Genomic DNA, 17,695 nt, shown 5'->3' with positions numbered 1-17,695 from the left:
GTCAACGGGTGGGGGCAGCACGCACGCGGGGGCGGCACTCCCCGGAGGCACGTCATGGCCGTCTACACGACACTTCCCCCCGAGGCCTTCACCCAGGTGGCGGATGTCTGGGGCCTGGGGGCGGTGCGCTCCATCACGCCGATTCCCCAGGGCTCCATCAACACCAACCACCGGCTGGAGACGGACGCGGGCCGCGTCTTCGTGCGCCACACGACGGTGCGCTCGCCGGACGACCTGCGCTTCGAGGCATCTCTCTTGGATCACCTGTCCCGCGCGCACTTCCCCGCGCCGGTGCTGCTGGTGCCTCCGGGGCCCACGCCCTTCCTGGAGCTGCACGGCGGGCGGATCAGCGTCTTCAAGTGGCTGGCCGGCGAGGAGTACACCCGCGACCGCCTCACGCCGGAGGTGCTGGAGCGCCTGGGGGCCGAGCTGGGCAAGCTGCACCGGGTGACGCAGTCCTTCGGAGGCACGCGCGCGAACCCCTACGGCCCCGCCCTGGTGAAGGGCTGGCTGGAAGGCCTGTCGCAGCGGCCGGAGCCGGAGCTCGTCTCGGTGGCGGCGGAGCTGGAGCGGTACCTTGCGCGCGTGGAAGCCGAGCGCCAGGGACTGGAGCCCCGGGGCGTCATCCACGCGGACCTCTTCCTGGACAACGTGAAGTGGCTGGGCGACCGCGTGGGCGCCTTCTTCGACTTCGAGATGGCCTGCGTGGACGCGTACGCGCTGGACGTGGCCATCACCCTCAACGCGTGGTGCTTCGAGGGGGCGTACCAGCCCGAGCGGTGCCAGGCGCTCCTGCGGGGCTACCAGGACGCGCGGCCGCTGTCGGACGTGGAGAAGCGGGCGCTGTACGGCCACGCCCTCTACGGCGCGGTGCGCTTCACCACCAGCCGCATCCGCGACTACCACCTGTCCCCGCTGGGCGCGGACAAGCTCGCGCCCAAGGACTTCCGCACCTACCTGTCCCGCGCGCGGGCCCTGGATGACATGGGCCCGGACGGGCTGAGGGCGCTCGTGGGCGTGTGACGGGGAATGCTCCGGCGGCTAGATGCCGGAGACGATCTTCCAGTCGCCGTCGATCTTCTGGAACACCATCTGCTCCAGCTCCGAGTCCGACTGGGGCCGGGCGTTGAGGCCGGGCATGCGCCAGGACGCGTTCCAGTAGTAGATGGCGAGCGCGACGTCCTCGTCCTCGTGGAACTCCACGCGGCGGATGTTGAAGTCCACCTTGGGGTTCTGGAGCTTCTGGAAGAGGTCCCGGAGGTGGGACTCGAGGTTGGCGGCGGTGAGGTCGTCCGCCGGGTCGTCGGGGGTGCCGGCGTCGTCGCGGAACTTCGGGGACACCAGCGCCTGGATGGCCTTCGCGTCGCGGGCCTCCAGGGCGGCTCGGTACTTCTCCATCACGGCGAGGATGGCGCGGGTTTCACCGGTGTCTTCCAGCTCCGTGCCGGGGATGCGCTTCGGGGCGCATGCGGCCAGGAAGAAGACGGCGCAGAGGGCGAGGAAGCGGTTGTGCATGGCGGGGCCTTATGGGTTCAACCGCATTTGTGTCAACCCATTCCCAGGCCCCGCCGCCCTCCGTGCGCTTTGACTATTTGGCGCGGATGACTTCAGCGATGAAGCGGTTGAGCACGGGCAGCTCGCCGTCGAGGATTTTGAGGCCCTCCGTCTTGATGAGCGGCTCGGCAATCATCGCCACGGGCTTGAGCAGGAAGGGCACCTTGAGCGACAGCTCGCCCTCCATCTTGCGCTCCGTCTGGCCATTGCCCAGGTCGCGCAGCTTCAGCACGCCCGTGTTCACCAGCATCTTGGAGATGGTGTGGGAGGTGGGCGTGTTGGTGAACGAGAGCTGCTTGGTGCGCTTGTCGTAGGTGGACGTCTCGATGAAGGCGAACCACTCCGGCGACACCTTCTTGGGGCCCACGGAGGAGATGACGGGCTTGGGGCGGTAGCGCACCTTGCGGTGCACGCGGTCACCGTCGACACGCACCTCCTGGGGCTGCAGCTCCAGCAGCACGCCGTGGTGCTGGAGGAGGTACGGAAAGTAGCGCTCGTCCAACAGCGCGCGCTCCACCTCGTCCACCGTCCCCTGGATGTACTGCGTCTTCTCGAAGTGCATGCCCCATCCACCTTTCCGTCGATGCGTGAATCGTCTCTGCGCAGGGGCCCGCGTCTAGCGGAAAGCCTGACGCGGCACCAGGGGCCCGCGATAGGCCGTCTGCTCGAAGTCACATCGGGCCTGCCACTCGGAGGCCGCCGCCCGGAAGGCGGCCCCGTAGTCCGGCAGCGCGCCCACTTCATGCCGCACGGCGCCGCAGTCGCCCGCCAGGTAGGCGTCTTCAATCTTCAGCCGCGTGGCTTCCCGGCGGATGGCCTCCGGGAGGGTGGTGTCCGAAAGGGCGCGCTGGAGCTGCTCGCCCGCGAGCGCCGGGGCCCCCACCTGGTGCAGCCGCCGCCCCATCAGGTAGTGCAGCCACGGATCCTGCGGCGCCGCGAGGAGGGCGCGGTCCAGCAGCAGCAGCCGCAACTCCTCCTGCGGCGCGCGGAAGTACGCCTCGATGGGCGCGCGGCGCGACGGCGTCTCCAGCGCGGCCAGCTTCACCTGGGCGGTACGGGTGAGCTCCGGCCCCGGGTCCAGCGCGAGCGCGGCCTGGAGGAACGCGCGCGAACCCTCCACGTCCTCCAGGCGGAGGGCCACGTCGGCGCGGGCCACGGCCACCTCCGCGGCGAGCGCGGGCCGGTCCTTCACCTGGTCCGCGAGCGCGGCCAGCACCTTCGCCGCGTCGGGCCCGCGCTCCAGGGCGTCCAGGGCCACGGCCTGGCCCAGCTGGTAGGAGGGCTCCTCCGGCTGGAGCCGGGCGGCGCGCTGGTAGCGCTCGAACGCGTCCTGCGGGTCGCTGGCGAGTGATTCGCGGGCGGAGTCCGACAGGCGGGCCACCTCTCGGGCGCAGGCGCGGGTGAAGAGGCTGCCGGTGCGGAAGCGGGCGAAGGCCCGCGCGAGCGCGGACGCGTCCAGGGGCAGCGCGTCCAGGGTGCGCTCCCATTCGGTGACGAGCTCGTCCAGGGGCCGGCCATAGGCCTCGTTGAAATCCGCGTGCGCGTAGACGGCGCGCAGCCGGTCCGCGCCGTAGGTGTCCGCCAGGTAGCGCAGGAAGGAGCCCGCCACGGTGTACGCGCGCGCCGGAGCGGACTGGTAGAAGCCCTTGGGCCCCATGAGGTCGCGCATGTCCGGGGCCAGCCCCTGCCGCCGCATGCCCGCGGCCCACTGGTGCAGGGTGAGCTCGCCCTGGACGGGGTCGTCCGCGGCCACCGCGAGCCCCTCAATCACGCCCATCAGCGGCCACACGCCCAGCCGGGTGGTGACGCGGAAGAAGCCGGAGCCCGCCGGGCCCGCCATCACGTGCGCCAATTCATGGTGCAGCGTGGAGTGGGGGAAGGGCTTGTCCTGGATGTGCAGCTCCGTGCGCCAGGGCTTGGCGAACTGGGTGCGGCCGGCGCCCACCAGCCGCTGCTTCTCGTCCTCGGAGCGGTAGAGCCACACGCGCACGCGCTCCGTGGGGGCCACGCCCAGGAAGCCCGACGTCTGGGCGAAGCGGAACTCCAGGTCGCGGGCCATGCGGTCCACGTCCTGACGCGCCTTGCCGCGCGGGTAGTGCAGGACGAAGTGCTCCGTCTCCCGCACCCCGCCCAGCTGCTCGGAGAGGTACGCATCACTCATCCGCAGGCCCAGCTGTGGTGCGCGGGACTCCAGCCAGAGGATGCCCAGGGCGCAGGGGAGCACCAGCCCCAGCAGCCCGGCCATGCGTGCGCCCTTCAGCGCCAGGCGCCCGGTGCGCACGTCCAGCAGCGCGATGGCGAGCCCCGCGAAGACGCCCACCCACAGGAGCGTCTCCAGGCGGAACCAGCCCAGCGCGGCCGTCATCTGGAGGGCCTCGTCGTAGAGCGGGCCGGGCAGGTGGCCCAGGAAGATGTTGAAGGCGAACACCTGCGGCCCGAAGACGATGGGCCACACCGTCACCGCCAGTGAAGCGAGGAGGAGCAGGGCGTACAGGCCCGCCGCGCCCCGGGGCCGGGCCGTCGCGAAGCCCAGGAGCACGCCCGCCGCGGAGGCCACCAGGGCGGAGGGAATGGTGAGCAGGGGGTAGAAGCCCGCCAGCTCGAAGGGGTCGCACGCGGTGCGAAACCGGGCGAAGAGCAGGGCGCACACGAAGGGGGGGACGAGCACCCCCAGGTTCAGGACGATGCTGGCCCCCAGGGCGCGGCCCACGGCGGTTCCGGGCAGGGCGGACGCTTCCACCCGGGCGGGCAGGGGGGCGGCGCCCGCGAGGATGCGGCGCTCCTGGGCGGCGGCGGCGATGCCTGTCCCACCTCCGAGCAGGCCGATGGCGATGGACAGGGCCAGGCCCAGCTCGAAGCCGGGGACCCCGAAGAGGGGGAGGAGGACAAGGGCCGACCCCCCACCGCCGAGCAGCAGTACGGTGGCCAGGACGGCTGGACGGCCCAACAGTGCACGGGCACGGGGGAGGACTTGCCGCATGGCGTCCCCTATACTCCCCGGCCGCATGTCCGAACAGAAGAGCGGATCCGAACTGCGCACCCACGGTCGTGCGCCCATCGAGCTGAAGGTCGACTACAAGAAGCTCAATTCGTTCTTCGCTGACTACACGAAGAACATCAGCAAGGGCGGCACGTTCATCAAGACGAAGAAGCCGCTGCCCATTGGCACGCGCTTCCTCTTCAAGCTGACGGTGCCGCACCGAGAGGCACCCTTTGAATTGCTGGGCGAAGTCGTCTGGTCCAAGGCCGACGCGGAGGAGCCCGGCATGGGCATCCGCTTCATCTACAGCAGCGAGTCCCAGCGCGTGGACTTCGAGACGCTGGTCGAGCGGCTCATGTCGGACAGCCTTGGCTCCGAGCTGACCGAGAAGCTGCTCAACAAGCCCCTGCATCCCCAGCACCCGTCATGAAGACGCGGACGCGCCTCACGTTCGTCCTGGCGGCGCTGGCCTTCGCGGGCGGCGCGTGTCAGGAAGCGCCCGCCGCGCCTCCGAAGCCCGCCGCGCCCGCTCCGGCGCGTCCCCGGTCCAAGGACGTGTCGGCGGAGGACTACGTGATGCCGACCCTGCCGCGCGCGCACGTGCGGCTGAAGGATGCCTACGGAGGTGTGCACCGCGTGGAGGTGGAGGTGTCCGCCACGGACGAGTCGCGCACGCGCGGCCTCATGTGGCGCAAGTCGCTGCCGGCCGGGCAGGGCATGCTCTTCATCTTCCCGGATGAAGAGGTGCGCGGCTTCTGGATGCGCAACACGCTCATCCCGCTGGACATGCTGTTCATCACGTCCGAGGGCCGCGTCGTGGGCATCATCGAGAACGCGGAGCCGCGCACGCTGACGAACCGCACGGTGGGCATCCCCAGCCAGTACGTGCTGGAGGTGCCGGGCGGCTGGTGCCAGAAGAACGGCATCGTCCGCGGCGGCACGGCGGAGTTCGAGGGCGTGAGCACCCTCCCCATCACGCCGTGACGCAACGGGAGCCGGTGATGCGCGTTTGTCGCGCGACCGGCGTGCCCGTGATGAAGAAGTGACGCGCTGCTCAAGGCAGCGCCACGCCACCTCCGCAGGATTCGCGCCGCGCGTCGAAGCGCGCGCCACCTTCTGGAGGATGCACTGCATGGCTTCTCATCTGTTGAGCCGCGCCACGGGCGCGATGCTCTTGCTTGGCACCGCGACGTGGGTGGGCTGCGAGGGCGCTCAGGGCCCCGCGGGTGTGGACGGCGTGAAGGGCCAGGATGGTCAGGACGGAAAGGACGGCGCCCAGGGGCCCTCGGGTGAGCCGGGCGGTCCGGGCCCTGGTGGTGTCCAGGGACAGCCGGGGCCGGGCGCCACGGCTCGCGCGCCGGGCGTGGAGTCCGGTACGCCGCTGTCGTCCGTCATCGCCGTGACGTTCCGGGGGGACCTGGGCACGGGCGCGACCAACGTGGCGGAGTACGTGAAGGCGCGCGTGGAGCAGGTCGTCACGGGGAGGCTGCCCTCGCCGCTGGTGTTCCCGCTGTCGTCCGCGTCCACGGACACGGTGCGTTCGGTGCCAGGGCTGTATCCGACCACGGTCATCAAGTGGATGGATCCGCTGGCCTTCGCGAAGGGCGGGGCGCGCTTCGGGGCGAACGTGGATTACATCGCCTTCTTTGGTGACGGCTGGTCGCAGGACGGACGCGCGCCGCAGTACCACGGGCAGGCCTCGGCCGGCTGGATGTGGATCAACCACGAGTACATCTCCGGCACGAAGCCGCGCGTGGGCACTGCGCCCATCGGTCAGCACCTGGACTTCGCGCGCTTCCTTCGCAACACGGGCTCGTTGTCCAACACGGTGGCGGACGGCACGTCGTGGCAGGCGGACGCGCTCGTCTCCTACAACCGTGAATGGAAGAAGCAGGTGGGCGGCACCTGGATGCGCGTGGTGCAGGACCCCGCGACGGGCGGCTGGGCGGTGGACCGAAACGCGGCCAACGTGCGCTACGACGCCTCCAGCGCCACCCTTGCGAAGGTCGTGGGCGTGACACTGTCCGGCGAGGAGCACGACGACTCCGGCGCGCCGCTGGCGGCGGGCGTGGTGCCCGGCACGCACTCCAACTGCTCCGGTGGCCAGACGCCGTGGGGCACGGTCATCGTCGGCGAGGAGAACGTGCAGGGCGTCTACGGCGACCCGGAGGCAGCGCTGTGGACGGGGAAGAACGACTGGATCGCGGCGGCGCCGGGTTTCGCGCCGGGGGCTCCGCTCGCGCCTGATTTCTCCGCGCCGGCGGAGGGCGACATGATCAGCAGTGGGGACCGCGACTCCACGCACCTGAAGGACGGCTACGGCTACCTGACGGAGGTGGATCCGGGCCAGCCGGCGGACCTCTGGTACGGCAAGGACGCGGAGAAGCCGGGCGCGGGCCACCGCAAGCTGGGCGTGATGGGCCGCGCGCACTGGGAGAACGCCACCTTCGTGGTGGACGCGGACTGGAAGCTGCTCGCGAACCAGCCTGTGGTCATCTACGCCGGCGATGACCGGCGCGGCGGGCGCATCTTCAAGTTCGTGTCGCAGGGCCGGTACACGCCGGGGATGACGAAGGCGCAGGTGCGCGCGCTGCTGGACGCGGGCACGCTCTACGCGGCGCACTTCGCGGGCCTGGACAACGCGACGGGCGACACGCTGGTGGGCGGCGCGGTGCCGACGGACGCGGCGCCGGGCCACGGAAGGTGGATCCAACTGGGCCTGGACAGCACGGACCTGGCACCGAACGGTGAGGCCTTCGGCCAGCCGACGCTCCAGGTGGGCGCGGCGCTGCGTGACGCGAACCACAACGCGATGGGCGGCTTCGTCAACGACGACCAGGTGCGCAAGCTGCTGTGGACGGCGGCCAACAAGGTGGGCGTGATGGAGCTCAACCGTCCCGAGGACACGGAGTGGAACCCGAAGGACCCCAGCGGCACGCCGCTGCTCTACGTGGCCTTCACCGAGCACGGCGACCCCACGGCGTTGGATCCGCAGGGCCGGGTGGCCACCGCCGAGCTGAAGGACGGCGCGTGGGTGAAGAAGGATCGCGGCGCGCAGGACAACCGCGCGGTGGACAAGGTGGGCTCCATCTTCGCCATCCGTGAGGCGGATCCGGCGGCGCCCGCGGGGTCGCGGACGTTCGACTTCTTCCGCGTGTGGAAGGGCGAGGCGGCGGCCACCAGCGCGGCGCCGGAGTTCGCGGCGGCCAAGCCGGACAACCTGGTCATCGACCGCGAGGGCGGCGTGTGGTTCGGCACGGACGGCAACTTCGGGGTCAACAAGGTCGCGGACGGCATCTTCTACCTGGACCAGGCGCCCGCGCACCGTGACAGCCCGTACTTCCGCAAGGCGTTCCGCGTGCTCTCCATGCCGAGCGACGCGGAGGCCACGGGGCCTGCGTTCAACGCGGACATGACCACCCTGTTCGTCAGCGTCCAGCACCCGGGCGAGGACAGCTTCAGCGTCTGGCCGTAGTCGTCGTTCCACCTGAGGGTCCGCGAAGACGGAGCCTGGCGCATGCGTTCATCCGTGCTCGATGGGGTGCGAGGCCCCGTCTTCATCGTCCTGACGTTGGGGGCCTTCGCCGCGGCGGCGGGCGTGTGGCGTCTGCGCACGCCCGCCGAGGTGGAGCCGCCATTTGATCCGTTCGAGCAGGCCCTGGCGGCGGGGAGCCACGTGGCCAACCGCGAGGCCCCGGTTCCGTCCATGTGTTACACGATGACTGCCGGGGTCTCGAACCCATGCTGGACGTGTCACACGGGCGGCGTCGGAAACAACGTGATGGCGGACGACTCGCTGCAGGCGGAGTACGCCTTCAGCGACGTGGGCCTGACGAACCACTGGACGAACCTCTTCACGGACCGGACGCGCGCGATGGCGTCCATCACCGATGACGAGGTGCTCAAGTACATCCGCGAGGACAACTACACGCCGCTGCGCGCCGCGCTCCTGGGGCGCGCGGGAGGCTACAAGGGCTGGGTGCCGGATCTGGACCTGACGCGGGGCTTCGACGCGGAGGGCTTCGCGAGGGACGGCAGCGGCTGGCGGGCCGTGCGCTACAAACCGTTCCTGGGCACGTTCTGGCCCACCAACGGCAGCACGGACGACGTCTACGTCCGGCTTCCAGAAGCCTTCCGGAAGGATGCGCGCGGGCAGCCGTCGCGAGAGCTGTATCGCTTCAACCTCGCGGTGCTGGAGGCCGCGATGACGGTGGCCCCGGGCCTCCTGGATGTGAAGGGCGCGAGCCGCCGCGTGGAGCCGGTGGACGAGCGCGTGGGAGGCATGGACCTGGACGGTGACGGCGTCCTGTCCCCGAGCGTGGAGCGAGTGTACGGATTGCCGGCGCATTACGCGGGCAGCGCCGCGGACGTGCGGGTGCGGCGGTACACGTATCCGAAGGGCACGGAGTTCCTGCACACGGTGCGCTACGTGGATCCGGACGCGCCCGCGCTGCTGTCCACGCGGATGAAGGAGCTGCGCTATTCGCGCAAGGACGAGGAACCCGCGGACGACCGCGTGCGGAACTTCTACGCGGAGGAGCAGGAGAAGAAGGTGCGCGGCCGTATGCCCGCGTTTCCCGGCACACCGGAGCTGGGGCTGATCAACGAGTTCGGCTGGCGCCTGCAGGGCTTCATCGAGGACGCGAAGGGACGGCTGCGGCTCCAGACGCTGGAGGAACACGTGTACTGCATGGGCTGCCACACGAACCTGGGCGTGACGGTGGATCAGACCTTCGCGTTTCCACGCAAGGTGCCAGGGCGTGACGGCTGGCGGACCCAGGACCTGCGAGGCCTGCCGGACGTGCCGCAGGCAGGGCACACCGCGCCGGAGACCGCGACGTACTTCGAGCGAGTGCAGGGCGGCGATGAGTTCCGTGCAAACGAAGAGCTGCTCGCGCGCTTCTTCCCGAACGGAGTGCTGGACCTGCCAGCGGTCAGGCGCGCGGCACCAGGAGGGGATCGCGACCTCGCGTGGTTGGTGACGCCGTCACGGGAGCGGGCGCTCCAGCTCAACAAGGCCTACCTGGGGCTGGTGCGGGAGCAGGCGTTCGCGTTGGGACGGGACACGCTGCTGGCGCCGCCCGCGAACGTGCACCGCGCCGTGGAGAACGGCTCCACCGAACTGGAGGCTACGGGTCGCCTCTACACCGACGGACGGCTGCACCTGGCCTGGGAGTAGGGCGCGGCGCTCGCGAAACGGTCTGTCGCGCTGCATAGGGTCTCGCTGGCGAACCGCCGCACCGCGTCCAAGAACGGCGAGTACCTGCGCCCCCGGCCATTCAGGGTGTCCCCCTTCCGCCGGACGCGGCAAAACCTGTCGGACAGTCGGACAAGTTCCCGCCGGTCGAAAAGAGGGGGAGGGCCCCCGGCCATGGCTTGCCGAAACCTGTCGGACAGTCGGACAGGTTTCAGCCGCACGGGTGGCGCGAGGCCCCCAGCTCCGGTTCATCCAACCTGTCGGACAGTCGGACAGGTCTTGCTGCGCGGATGGGCCGGAAGGCCCTCTCGCCACAGGCCTCCAAACCTGTCGGACAGTCGGACCGGTTTCCGCTGCCCGGATGGACCGGATGGCCCCCTCGTGACAGGGCCTCCAAACCTGTCGGACAGTCGGACCGGTTTCCGCTGCCCGGATGGACCGGATGGCCTCCTCGCGACAGGGCCTCCAAACCTGTCGGACAGTCAGACCGGTTTCCGCTGCTCAAGCGGAGGGGAGGGCCCCCGGCGATGGCTTGCGGAAACTTGTTGGACCGTCGGACAGGTTTGCGCTGCTCGGACGAACCGGAAGACCCTCCGCCACGGGGCATCCCAAACTTGTCGGACAGTCGGACAGGTTTCCGACGCCCGGGTGGCGCGGGGCCCCCCCATCCGCGGTTCGCCCAACCAGTCGGGCAGTCGGACAGGTTTCCGCCGCCCGGGTGGCGCAGGGCCCCCCCATCCGCGGTTCGCTCAACCTGTCGGACAGGTTTTCCTCCGCCCGGATGGGGCGGCGGGCCCAGCGCCGGTGCTCCCAACCTGTCGGACAGTCGGACAGGTTCGTGCTGGGTGCCGCGGCGGGGAGTCCCGGCGGGCAGGGGGCATTCCCGTGGGCGTGCCGCGCAGTGCCGTCTCGGCGGGCTCGGATGGAGGGCCTCGCCTCACCCGCTAAGTGAGGCGTGGTCCGGCTACTTCACCGCGCCGGGCTGGAACAGGAACGTGCTGGTGTGCGTCTGCGCGGAGACGGCCTTCACGCGCTTGCGTAGGGCCGCGGCGACGGCGGACAGCTCCGCCGGGTGGGGGTTGGCGGACAACCCCTGGTGGTCCACCGCCGCGAGGCTCAGCGTCACCGGCACCGTGTTGCCCGCCGCGTCCTTGGCCGTGAAGCCCCCGCGCCGCAGGTCCTCCGGACCGTAGAGCGGGACCTTCTCCGCGTCGAAGCGCTGGCAGAGCGTGCGCAACACCTCCGGCGCCACCGCGTCCGGACACACGAGCACGAAGTCGTCGCCGCCCACGTGGCCCAGGTTCGAGCCTTCCGGCAGCAGGTGCAGACACTCCGAGAGCACGCTCGCCGTGTAGCGGATCACCCGGTCGCCCTGGAGGAACCCGTAGCGGTCGTTGTACGCCTCGAAGTGATCCAGGTCCGCGTAGATGACCGTGAACGCGCTGCCCTGGAGCGCGGCGCGGATCCACCGTTCGATCATCCGGCTGCCGGGCAGATCCGTGAGCGGATGCGCGCCCGTCGCCGCGTGCTGCTCCAGGTCCGAGGCCCGCGCGATGAGCTGCTTCATCGTCACCGTGCCCAGGAAGTGGCCCTTCGCGTCCGTCACCACCACCGGGTCGTAGACGGACTCGGGCGGACGGCGCATCGCCATGCGCGCCAGCGCCGTGATGGCCGTCGCGTCCTCCACCACCATCGGCGCCTCGCGCGGCTCGTCCGGAAGCGCGGACTCCGTGCTGGCGGCGGTTCCCCCGAAGCGCGCGTAGAAGCTTCGCCGCGTCACCACCGCGTGCGGCTGCTCGCCGTCCAGCAGCACGACGTGGTCCTCGCCCGGCGTGCGGCGGAAGAGCCGGTCCAGCTCCACCGCCTGCGCAGTCACCGGCGCGCACGGCGGGCGGATGATCATGCTGCCCACCGTCTCGTCATCCTCGTGCTCGCGGTGGTGCAGGGCTCGGATGGCCTCGCGGCAACGCTCCGCGAAGTCCGCTCCCGGCCGCTGCGGCGAGCTCACGGGCCGCGCCAGCAGATAGCCCTGCGCGTGCCGGATGCCCAGGCGCAGCAGCACGGCCAGCTCGTTCCACGTCTCTACTCCTTCGGCGATGAGCACCGCGTCCACGCGCTGCGCGAACGCCACCAGCGACTTCACCAGGTGCTGCCGGTACGTGTGCAGGTGGATGTCTCGCACCAGCGCCTGATCCAACTTGATGAAGTCCGGCGCGCTGTGCACCAGCGTCACCAGGCCCGAGTGCCCCGCGCCAAAGTCGTCCAGCGCGATGCCGAAGCCCTGCTCCGCGTACCGCCGCGCGAGCATGCGAAGCTGCTCCGTATCCTCGAACGTGCTGCGCTCGGTGATCTCCAGCACCAGCTGCTGGGGACTCAAGCCGTGCTGACGCAGCAGCTCCAGCGTGGACGCGCCGCCGAATCGCTCGTCGCTCAGCACGTCCGGACTGACGTTGAAGAAGAACGGACCACGCCGCTGCGCCTCCGGCAGCGTGGCGATGCGGCGCACCGCCGCGGTCCAGCACGCGCGCTCCAACTCGTAGGTGAAGCCCTCCACCCGCGCGCGGTTGAACAACTCGTTGGGGGACTCCACCGGGCCCAGGCCTCGCGACAACACCTCGTGGCCGAGGACCTCGCCGCTGAGCAGATCGACGATGGGCTGGAAGACGGTGGCGACCCTCGGCTCGTCACCGTTCCAGAGCCAGGGCGGTGGTGGTGCGGGCTTGCTGGGGGAGGGCAGGCTCATGGCTCCCGAAATGTACCGCGCTCTGGCGCAAGCTTCAGTCCCCCCCGACCACTCGGCAGGGCCAACATCGAAAACGGACGCTTGCCAAGGGCGTCCCCCAGGGCCCGGGGCGGGAGGGCCCCGTCAGCCTCCCCAGGTCCTATTCCCCCTGAATCCGCTGGATTTCCGGCACCTTGGCGCCCTCGGATTCTGCTGGTGACGGATCCACCGGGATCACCGGGGCCACGTTCGCCGCCGCCACCTGGGTCAGCGTGACCTGGGCAGCGACCGCGTCCATCGCCTGGCCCTCCTCTCCCTGAGCGGTCGAGAGGGCGCGGAACCGGCGGGCCAGCGAGGCCAGCTCCGCCGCCTTCAGCTGGGCCTGACCGCTGCGCAGGGACAGCAACGCCACGCGCGCACGCTCCAGTAGGGCCACCTCCGCGCGCAGCCTCGCGAGGATGCGCTCGCGCCGCTGACGCATGTCTCCCAGCCGCTCCACCTCCTCCGCCAGCGACGCCGCCGCGGCCTCCAGCTGCCGGCGCGCCACCACGTCCGTGCTCGCGCGAGCGCTGCGCTCCAGGCTTTCGCGCTCCGCCTGCAACTCCGCGGCGGCGCGCTCCTCCAGCTGCGCCTCCACGCCGGCCCACTCGGACGCCAGCTCCACCGCGCCCCGGGTGATTCGCGCCAGCGTGCGGGCCAGTTCCTCGCGCGCGGGCTCGCGGGGCAGCTTCGCCAGGGACTGGCCGCATTGACGGTAGAGGGACAGCGCGCGTTCGGACAGCGTGTGGAAGTCACCGGAGAGCTGGGGAAGCAGCTCCTCCGCGCGCGCCTCCACCGGATCCGCCGTCAGCCCCAGGTGCGCGGCGATGGCGCCCAGCCCCACGAAGAGCCCCACGATGCCGCCCACCACCGCCGCCGCCAGCAGCGTGGGCGTGGCCACGGACGCCAGCCGCACCGACAGGATGTTCGCCACCACGCCGCCCGCCAGCGTGAGCCCCGCTCCCAACACGGCGCCCAGACCGTAGTGCACGAGCGTGGGGCGGGCCTCCGCGACCTGCCCCTCCTCGCCCAGGTCGTTGAGGCGGGAGCGCACCAGCAGCGCGCCCGCGGCCGCGCCACTCGTGGCCACGGTCCACGCGGGCGACAGGCCCAGCCCATAGGGCAGCGCGACGAGCAGCAAGCCCAGGCCACTCAAGAGTCCCCGGTCCCACCGGTCGCCTCGCGCGCACGCCAGCACCACCGCCGCGGGCACCAGCCACGTCAGCGGCATCGGCATGCCCACGCGGAAGGACAGCCACTGCACCAGCCCCGCTCCGGCGCCTGCCGCCAGCGCGCGCGTGACGGTGTGCTCGAAGGCTTCGCGGTGGTGGAATTGCAACACGGCGGCATTCATCGGGACACCCCGGGAACGGCCCCCACGGGCCGGGAATGTCCCTTCGAACGCGCGGCTCGTGAAAAGGGTCTACGCCTTCGGACGCGAAATGGGTCCCGGCTTGCCCTTCGTCACGCGGAGGTAGTCCGCCGGGGCGAGGACGATCTGCGTCCCGCGCACCCCGGCCGACACGGCGACCGCGTCGAACAGCTCCAGCGTCTCATCCACGAAGACGGGGTAGTCCTTCTTGCCCCCCAACGCGGTGACGCCGCCCCGGATGTAGCCGGTGAGCGGCTGCAATTCCTTGAGGGGGACGGTGTCCACCTTGCGGTCGCCAGACAGCCGCGCCAGGGCCTTCAAATCCAGCTCCGCGTTGCCGGGCACCACCGCCATCAACACGCCGGTGCGGTCGCCCTTGGCCACCAGCGTCTTGAAGACCTGCTCCGCGGGCATGCCCACCTTGGCGGCCACCGTCTCCGCGGACAGGTCGTCCGGATCCACGTCGTAGTCGCGCAGCGTGTACGCGATGCCGAGCGAGTCCAGGAGCCGGGCGGCGTTCGTCTTCATGGGCGTTACATCCCCAGGGCCGTGGCGGCGGCCTTCACGCGCTGGAGCGCGTCCTCGGGCGTGCTTCCCACCGCGGACAGGTGGCCCATCTTGCGCCCCTTGCGCGCGTCGCGCTTGCCGTACAGGTGCAGCCGGACGCCGGGCATCGCCAGCGCCTGCGCGAACCTGGGCCCACCCTCCTGGAGCCACAGGTCGCCCAGCAGGTTCACGATGGCCGCGGGGCGCACCACCTCCACGGAGCCCAGGGGCAGGTTGCACACCGCGCGCACGGCCTGCTCGAACTGGCTCGTCAGGCACGCCACTTCCGTCGAGTGGAAGCTGTTGTGCGGCCGGGGCGCCACCTCGTTGACGAGCAGCGACCCGTCACCCAGCAGGAACATCTCCACCACCAGGAGCCCCTCCACCTTCAGCCCGGCGGTGATGTCGCGCGCCACCTGCGACGCCTGCGTCAGCACGGCCTGGGGCAGCGGACCCGGCAACAGCGACCACGCGAGGATGCGCTCCTCGTGGTGGTTGAACGCGGGCGGGTACACCGCGAGCTGCCCATCCGGCCCTCGCGCCACCAGCACGGACAGCTCCGCCTTCAGGTCCAGCGCGGCCTCCACCACCACGGAGCGCTCACCCAGTTCCTTCCATGCGGCGCCCGCCTCGGAGGCAGCCGTCACCTCGTACTGGCCGCGCCCGTCATAGCCACCCTCGCTGGACTTGATGAAGCACTTGCCACCCAGCGCGGTGATGGCCGCGGACAGCTCCGCCTCCGAGTTGGCCTCGCGCCACGGGCCCAGCGGGAAGCCGCCCTTCGCGAGCCAGCCCTTCTGCCGGCCGCGGTGCTGCACCACCTCCAGCACGGAGGCGCCGGGCCGCATGGGCGCGTGACGCGACACCGCGTTGAGCGTGGACAGCGACACCTTCTCGATCTCCAGCGTCACCACGTCGCACTGGCGCGCCAGGTCCTCGGCCGCCGTCGTGTCGGAGAAGGACGCGGTGAGGCAGCGGTCCACCACCGAGCGGGACGGGCACGCCGAGTCCGGATCCAACGCCTGCACCTGGTAGCCCAGCGTGCGCGCCGCGAGCGCCATCATGCGCCCCAGCTGGCCGCCGCCCAGGATGCCCAGCGTCCCGCCCGGCAGCACCATGGGGCCGCTCATCCCGCCACCTCGCGCTGCGCCAGCACCTCATCCGTGCGGGCCTTGCGCCAGGCGGCCAGCCGCTCGCGCAGCTCCGGGTACTTCAGCGCCAGGATGGCCGCCGCGTGCAGCGCCGCGTTGGCGGCCCCCGGCTTGCCAATGGCCTGCGTGCCCACCGGGACGCCCTTGGGCATCTGCACGATGGAGAGCAGCGCGTCGAAGCCGGACAGCACCGTGGTGGGCATGGGCACGCCCAGCACCGGCAGGAGCGTCTTGCTGGACACCATGCCGGGCAGGTGCGCCGCGCCGCCCGCCGCGGCGATGATGACGGACAGCCCGCGGCCTTCCGCGCTGGACGCGTACTCCATCATCCAGTCCGGCGTGCGGTGCGCGGACACGATGCGCACCTCGTGCGGGATGCGCAGCTCGGCGAGGATGTCGATCGCCGGTTGCAGGTGCTCAAGGTCGCTTCTGCCGCCCATGATGACCCCGACCCACGGGGTGCTCGCGCTCGCCGCCATGCTTGTCCGCGCCTCCAGTGCGCCCTGCTTCCAGGGGGTGAAGCCTGGAAGAACGCGGAGATAGGGCCACGCGATTCCGGAGGTCAACCGCGAAGATGTGACGTCGCGATGGCGGGCGGGCAGGGGGGCGGGCGATGCCCCCTTGCACGCCCCGGGCCTTCAAGGCCTGCGCCTCAGGGGGCTCAGTACGTCGAACCCATGCGCCCGAAGCTCTTGAGCGCCTTCACCTTGCTGTTCTTCACGGCGGCCTTCTGGGCCTCCTCGGACTCCGCGTCGTCGTATTCCTGCATCGCGCGGGCCTGCTCGGCCTGATCCGCCGCCACCGCCGCCGCGCCCGCCACCGTGCCCGCCTCCATGAAGAGGGCCTGGTTCTGGGAGAGGTAGCCCTTCGCTTCCGCCTTCTTGCCCTGGCTCATGGCCTCCGCGGCCTTCTGGAGGTTCTGCGCGCTGCGGGCCCGGGCCGCGTACACCGTGGCCTCCTTGTCCTGGCGCTGGACGACCTCCTCCTGAATGTTGGTGGCCACCGCGGCCAGCGTGGACTGGTCCTCCACGTTCTTCTGCACCAGCAGGTCCGTGTACGCGACCTTCAGCCCCGCCACCTGCACGGACTGGCCCGGCGCGGTGCCCGTCACGTGCAGCCTCGCCACCACGCGCTCCACCTGGCCCGCGGAGAAGTCCGGCAGCGCCACGCGCACGGTGTTGCCGGCCTGGTGCGCGCGGTAGCCCAGCACCTCGCCCAGCGTCGTGCCCGGGGGCAGTTCGAAGGACAGCTCCACGTTGCGCGCCACCGCGGTGGTGGCCTGCTGCAGGTCGCGCTGGAAGAGGGTGGACAGCTTGCTCGCGTCCTCCAGGAAGCCGTACGCGCCGGCGCCGTACTCCGCGAAGGCCTGCATCAGGTCCTCGTTGAAGTCCGTGCCCACGCCAATGGAGCTCACCGTGATGCCGGAGGCGCGGATCTCCCTCACCACGTTCTTCAGCCCCTCCTCGTCGGACACCCCTTCGGTGGGCTGGCCGTCGCTCATCAGGATGAGGCGGTTCACCGTGGCCGCCCCGCCCATGGCGGACGCCAGCTGCGTGCGGCCCACGGACAGGCCCGCGCTGATGTTGGTGCCGCCGTCATCCCAGATGCCGTCGATGAACTGGACCATCCGCTCGCGGTTGCCAGAAGTGGCCGGCAGGGACGGCAGGCTCTTCACGTCGCTGCCGTAGTGCACGATGGCCAGCCGGTCCTCGTCGCGCAGCAGCGTCACCAGGTGCCGCGCGGCCTGCTTCGCCTGCTGGAGCTTGTAGCCGCTCATGGACCCGGACCGGTCGATGACCACCGCCAGGTTCACCGGGCTGCGCTTGGCCCCGGGCACCTCCGCGCCGGTGAGGTCCACCGTCACGTATGTCTCGGAAGGGCCCACGGGCACGTACGGGTGCGACAGCCGGCTCGTGACCTGGAGGCTGCCCGTGGATGCGCGCGGCCCCGGCGGCGGGACGGGCTGGGGGGGCGTGGGCGGCGCCACGACGACGTGCGGCGTGGGCGGGAGGCCGCCCCCGCGGGGCATGCCCAGCACCAGCGCGGTGAGGGCAAGGCCACCAGCCAGGGCGAGGAACAGGACCGTACGATTCATGGCAGGGCTCCAAAGGCGTTTGAAACGCGGGCCCTGCCT

At 71.0% G+C, this 17,695-nt stretch carries 14 protein-coding genes; 5 read left to right on the top strand and 9 right to left on the bottom strand.

The features are described from left to right. Positions 1-54 precede the first annotated feature (54 nt). Positions 55-1,023, top strand: a complete 969-nt coding sequence (locus D7X30_RS13645; RefSeq protein ID WP_120563358.1) for a homoserine kinase — start codon at positions 55-57, stop codon at positions 1,021-1,023. 18 nt (positions 1,024-1,041) lie between these two features. On the opposite strand, the gene D7X30_RS13640 is transcribed toward D7X30_RS13645, so the two are convergent. The 3 genes from D7X30_RS13640 to D7X30_RS13630 all read right to left on the bottom strand — a co-directional run bounded on the left by D7X30_RS13640 (position 1,042) and on the right by D7X30_RS13630 (position 4,534). Next, positions 1,042-1,515: a nuclear transport factor 2 family protein gene (locus D7X30_RS13640; RefSeq protein WP_120563357.1), complete on the bottom strand. Its 474-nt coding sequence runs from the start codon at positions 1,513-1,515 to the stop codon at positions 1,042-1,044. Positions 1,516-1,588: 73 nt separating this feature from the next. Then, positions 1,589-2,116 carry a hypothetical protein gene (locus D7X30_RS13635; RefSeq protein ID WP_120563356.1) on the bottom strand — a complete coding sequence of 176 codons (528 nt, stop codon included), beginning with the start codon at positions 2,114-2,116 and terminating at the stop codon, positions 1,589-1,591. 54 nt (positions 2,117-2,170) lie between these two features. After that, the gene (locus D7X30_RS13630) at positions 2,171-4,534 is read right to left on the bottom strand and encodes a hypothetical protein (RefSeq protein WP_199724276.1); all 2,364 of its coding nucleotides are present in this window, start codon (positions 4,532-4,534) and stop codon (positions 2,171-2,173) included. A 25-nt stretch (positions 4,535-4,559) separates the two neighbouring features. Between D7X30_RS13630 and D7X30_RS13625 the strand changes: the two genes are divergently transcribed. From D7X30_RS13625 to D7X30_RS13610, 4 genes are all read left to right on the top strand, one after another. Further along, on the top strand, positions 4,560-4,964 hold the full coding sequence (locus D7X30_RS13625; protein ID WP_120528360.1) for a TIGR02266 family protein: 405 nt from the start codon (positions 4,560-4,562) through the stop codon (positions 4,962-4,964). Then, positions 4,961-5,518 (top strand): DUF192 domain-containing protein, encoded by a 558-nt coding sequence (locus tag D7X30_RS13620; protein ID WP_199724275.1) that lies wholly within the window; start codon positions 4,961-4,963, stop codon positions 5,516-5,518. The genes D7X30_RS13625 and D7X30_RS13620 overlap by 4 nt, the downstream gene beginning before the upstream one ends. A 148-nt stretch (positions 5,519-5,666) precedes the next feature. After that, positions 5,667-8,009: a PhoX family phosphatase gene (locus tag D7X30_RS13615; RefSeq protein WP_158619261.1), complete on the top strand. Its 2,343-nt coding sequence runs from the start codon at positions 5,667-5,669 to the stop codon at positions 8,007-8,009. Positions 8,010-8,051: 42 nt separating this feature from the next. Then, positions 8,052-9,713 carry a hypothetical protein gene (locus D7X30_RS13610; RefSeq protein ID WP_120563353.1) on the top strand — a complete coding sequence of 554 codons (1,662 nt, stop codon included), beginning with the start codon at positions 8,052-8,054 and terminating at the stop codon, positions 9,711-9,713. 982 nt (positions 9,714-10,695) lie between these two features. On the opposite strand, the gene D7X30_RS13605 is transcribed toward D7X30_RS13610, so the two are convergent. The 6 genes from D7X30_RS13605 to D7X30_RS13580 form a co-directional block, all read right to left on the bottom strand. Then, the gene (locus tag D7X30_RS13605) at positions 10,696-12,474 is read right to left on the bottom strand and encodes a GGDEF domain-containing protein (protein ID WP_121716772.1); all 1,779 of its coding nucleotides are present in this window, start codon (positions 12,472-12,474) and stop codon (positions 10,696-10,698) included. A gap of 139 nt (positions 12,475-12,613) precedes the next feature. Then, positions 12,614-13,846 carry a hypothetical protein gene (locus D7X30_RS13600; RefSeq protein ID WP_120563352.1) on the bottom strand — a complete coding sequence of 411 codons (1,233 nt, stop codon included), beginning with the start codon at positions 13,844-13,846 and terminating at the stop codon, positions 12,614-12,616. Between the two features lie 69 nt (positions 13,847-13,915). Then, positions 13,916-14,392: a Cys-tRNA(Pro) deacylase gene (gene ybaK, locus D7X30_RS13595; RefSeq protein WP_120548074.1), complete on the bottom strand. Its 477-nt coding sequence runs from the start codon at positions 14,390-14,392 to the stop codon at positions 13,916-13,918. 5 nt (positions 14,393-14,397) lie between these two features. Next, positions 14,398-15,540, bottom strand: coding sequence for a 5-(carboxyamino)imidazole ribonucleotide synthase (gene purK / locus D7X30_RS13590; protein ID WP_120563351.1), 1,143 nt, complete (start codon positions 15,538-15,540; stop codon positions 14,398-14,400). Next, positions 15,537-16,040, bottom strand: coding sequence for a 5-(carboxyamino)imidazole ribonucleotide mutase (gene purE / locus D7X30_RS13585; RefSeq protein WP_199724273.1), 504 nt, complete (start codon positions 16,038-16,040; stop codon positions 15,537-15,539). Before purE ends, purK begins: the two co-directional genes overlap by 4 nt. A gap of 182 nt (positions 16,041-16,222) precedes the next feature. After that, complete coding sequence (locus D7X30_RS13580) at positions 16,223-17,656, bottom strand: VWA domain-containing protein (protein WP_120563350.1); 1,434 nt, start codon at positions 17,654-17,656, stop codon at positions 16,223-16,225. Between the last annotated feature and the right edge of the window lie 39 nt (positions 17,657-17,695).

Source organism: Corallococcus sp. AB011P (assembly GCF_003611605.1).
In the GTDB taxonomy this organism is placed as follows: domain Bacteria; phylum Myxococcota; class Myxococcia; order Myxococcales; family Myxococcaceae; genus Corallococcus; species Corallococcus coralloides.
The sequence above is the reverse complement of the archived record's forward strand: the minus strand, read 5'-3'. Positions and strand labels throughout refer to the sequence as shown.

What these genes read in the sequence shown, in the direction of transcription:
- D7X30_RS13630 (WP_199724276.1), bottom strand. Translation starts at nt 4,534, where the DNA reads ATGCGGCAAGTCCTCCCCCGTGCCCGTGCACTGTTGGGCCGTCCAGCC.
- purK (WP_120563351.1), bottom strand. Translation starts at nt 15,540, where the DNA reads ATGAGCGGCCCCATGGTGCTGCCGGGCGGGACGCTGGGCATCCTGGGC.
- D7X30_RS13620 (WP_199724275.1), top strand. Translation starts at nt 4,961, where the DNA reads ATGAAGACGCGGACGCGCCTCACGTTCGTCCTGGCGGCGCTGGCCTTC.
- purE (WP_199724273.1), bottom strand. Translation starts at nt 16,040, where the DNA reads ATGGCGGCGAGCGCGAGCACCCCGTGGGTCGGGGTCATCATGGGCGGC.
- D7X30_RS13600 (WP_120563352.1), bottom strand. Translation starts at nt 13,846, where the DNA reads ATGAATGCCGCCGTGTTGCAATTCCACCACCGCGAAGCCTTCGAGCAC.
- D7X30_RS13605 (WP_121716772.1), bottom strand. Translation starts at nt 12,474, where the DNA reads ATGAGCCTGCCCTCCCCCAGCAAGCCCGCACCACCACCGCCCTGGCTC.
- D7X30_RS13635 (WP_120563356.1), bottom strand. Translation starts at nt 2,116, where the DNA reads ATGCACTTCGAGAAGACGCAGTACATCCAGGGGACGGTGGACGAGGTG.
- D7X30_RS13610 (WP_120563353.1), top strand. Translation starts at nt 8,052, where the DNA reads ATGCGTTCATCCGTGCTCGATGGGGTGCGAGGCCCCGTCTTCATCGTC.
- D7X30_RS13580 (WP_120563350.1), bottom strand. Translation starts at nt 17,656, where the DNA reads ATGAATCGTACGGTCCTGTTCCTCGCCCTGGCTGGTGGCCTTGCCCTC.
- D7X30_RS13615 (WP_158619261.1), top strand. Translation starts at nt 5,667, where the DNA reads ATGGCTTCTCATCTGTTGAGCCGCGCCACGGGCGCGATGCTCTTGCTT.
- D7X30_RS13640 (WP_120563357.1), bottom strand. Translation starts at nt 1,515, where the DNA reads ATGCACAACCGCTTCCTCGCCCTCTGCGCCGTCTTCTTCCTGGCCGCA.
- D7X30_RS13645 (WP_120563358.1), top strand. Translation starts at nt 55, where the DNA reads ATGGCCGTCTACACGACACTTCCCCCCGAGGCCTTCACCCAGGTGGCG.
- D7X30_RS13625 (WP_120528360.1), top strand. Translation starts at nt 4,560, where the DNA reads ATGTCCGAACAGAAGAGCGGATCCGAACTGCGCACCCACGGTCGTGCG.
- ybaK (WP_120548074.1), bottom strand. Translation starts at nt 14,392, where the DNA reads ATGAAGACGAACGCCGCCCGGCTCCTGGACTCGCTCGGCATCGCGTAC.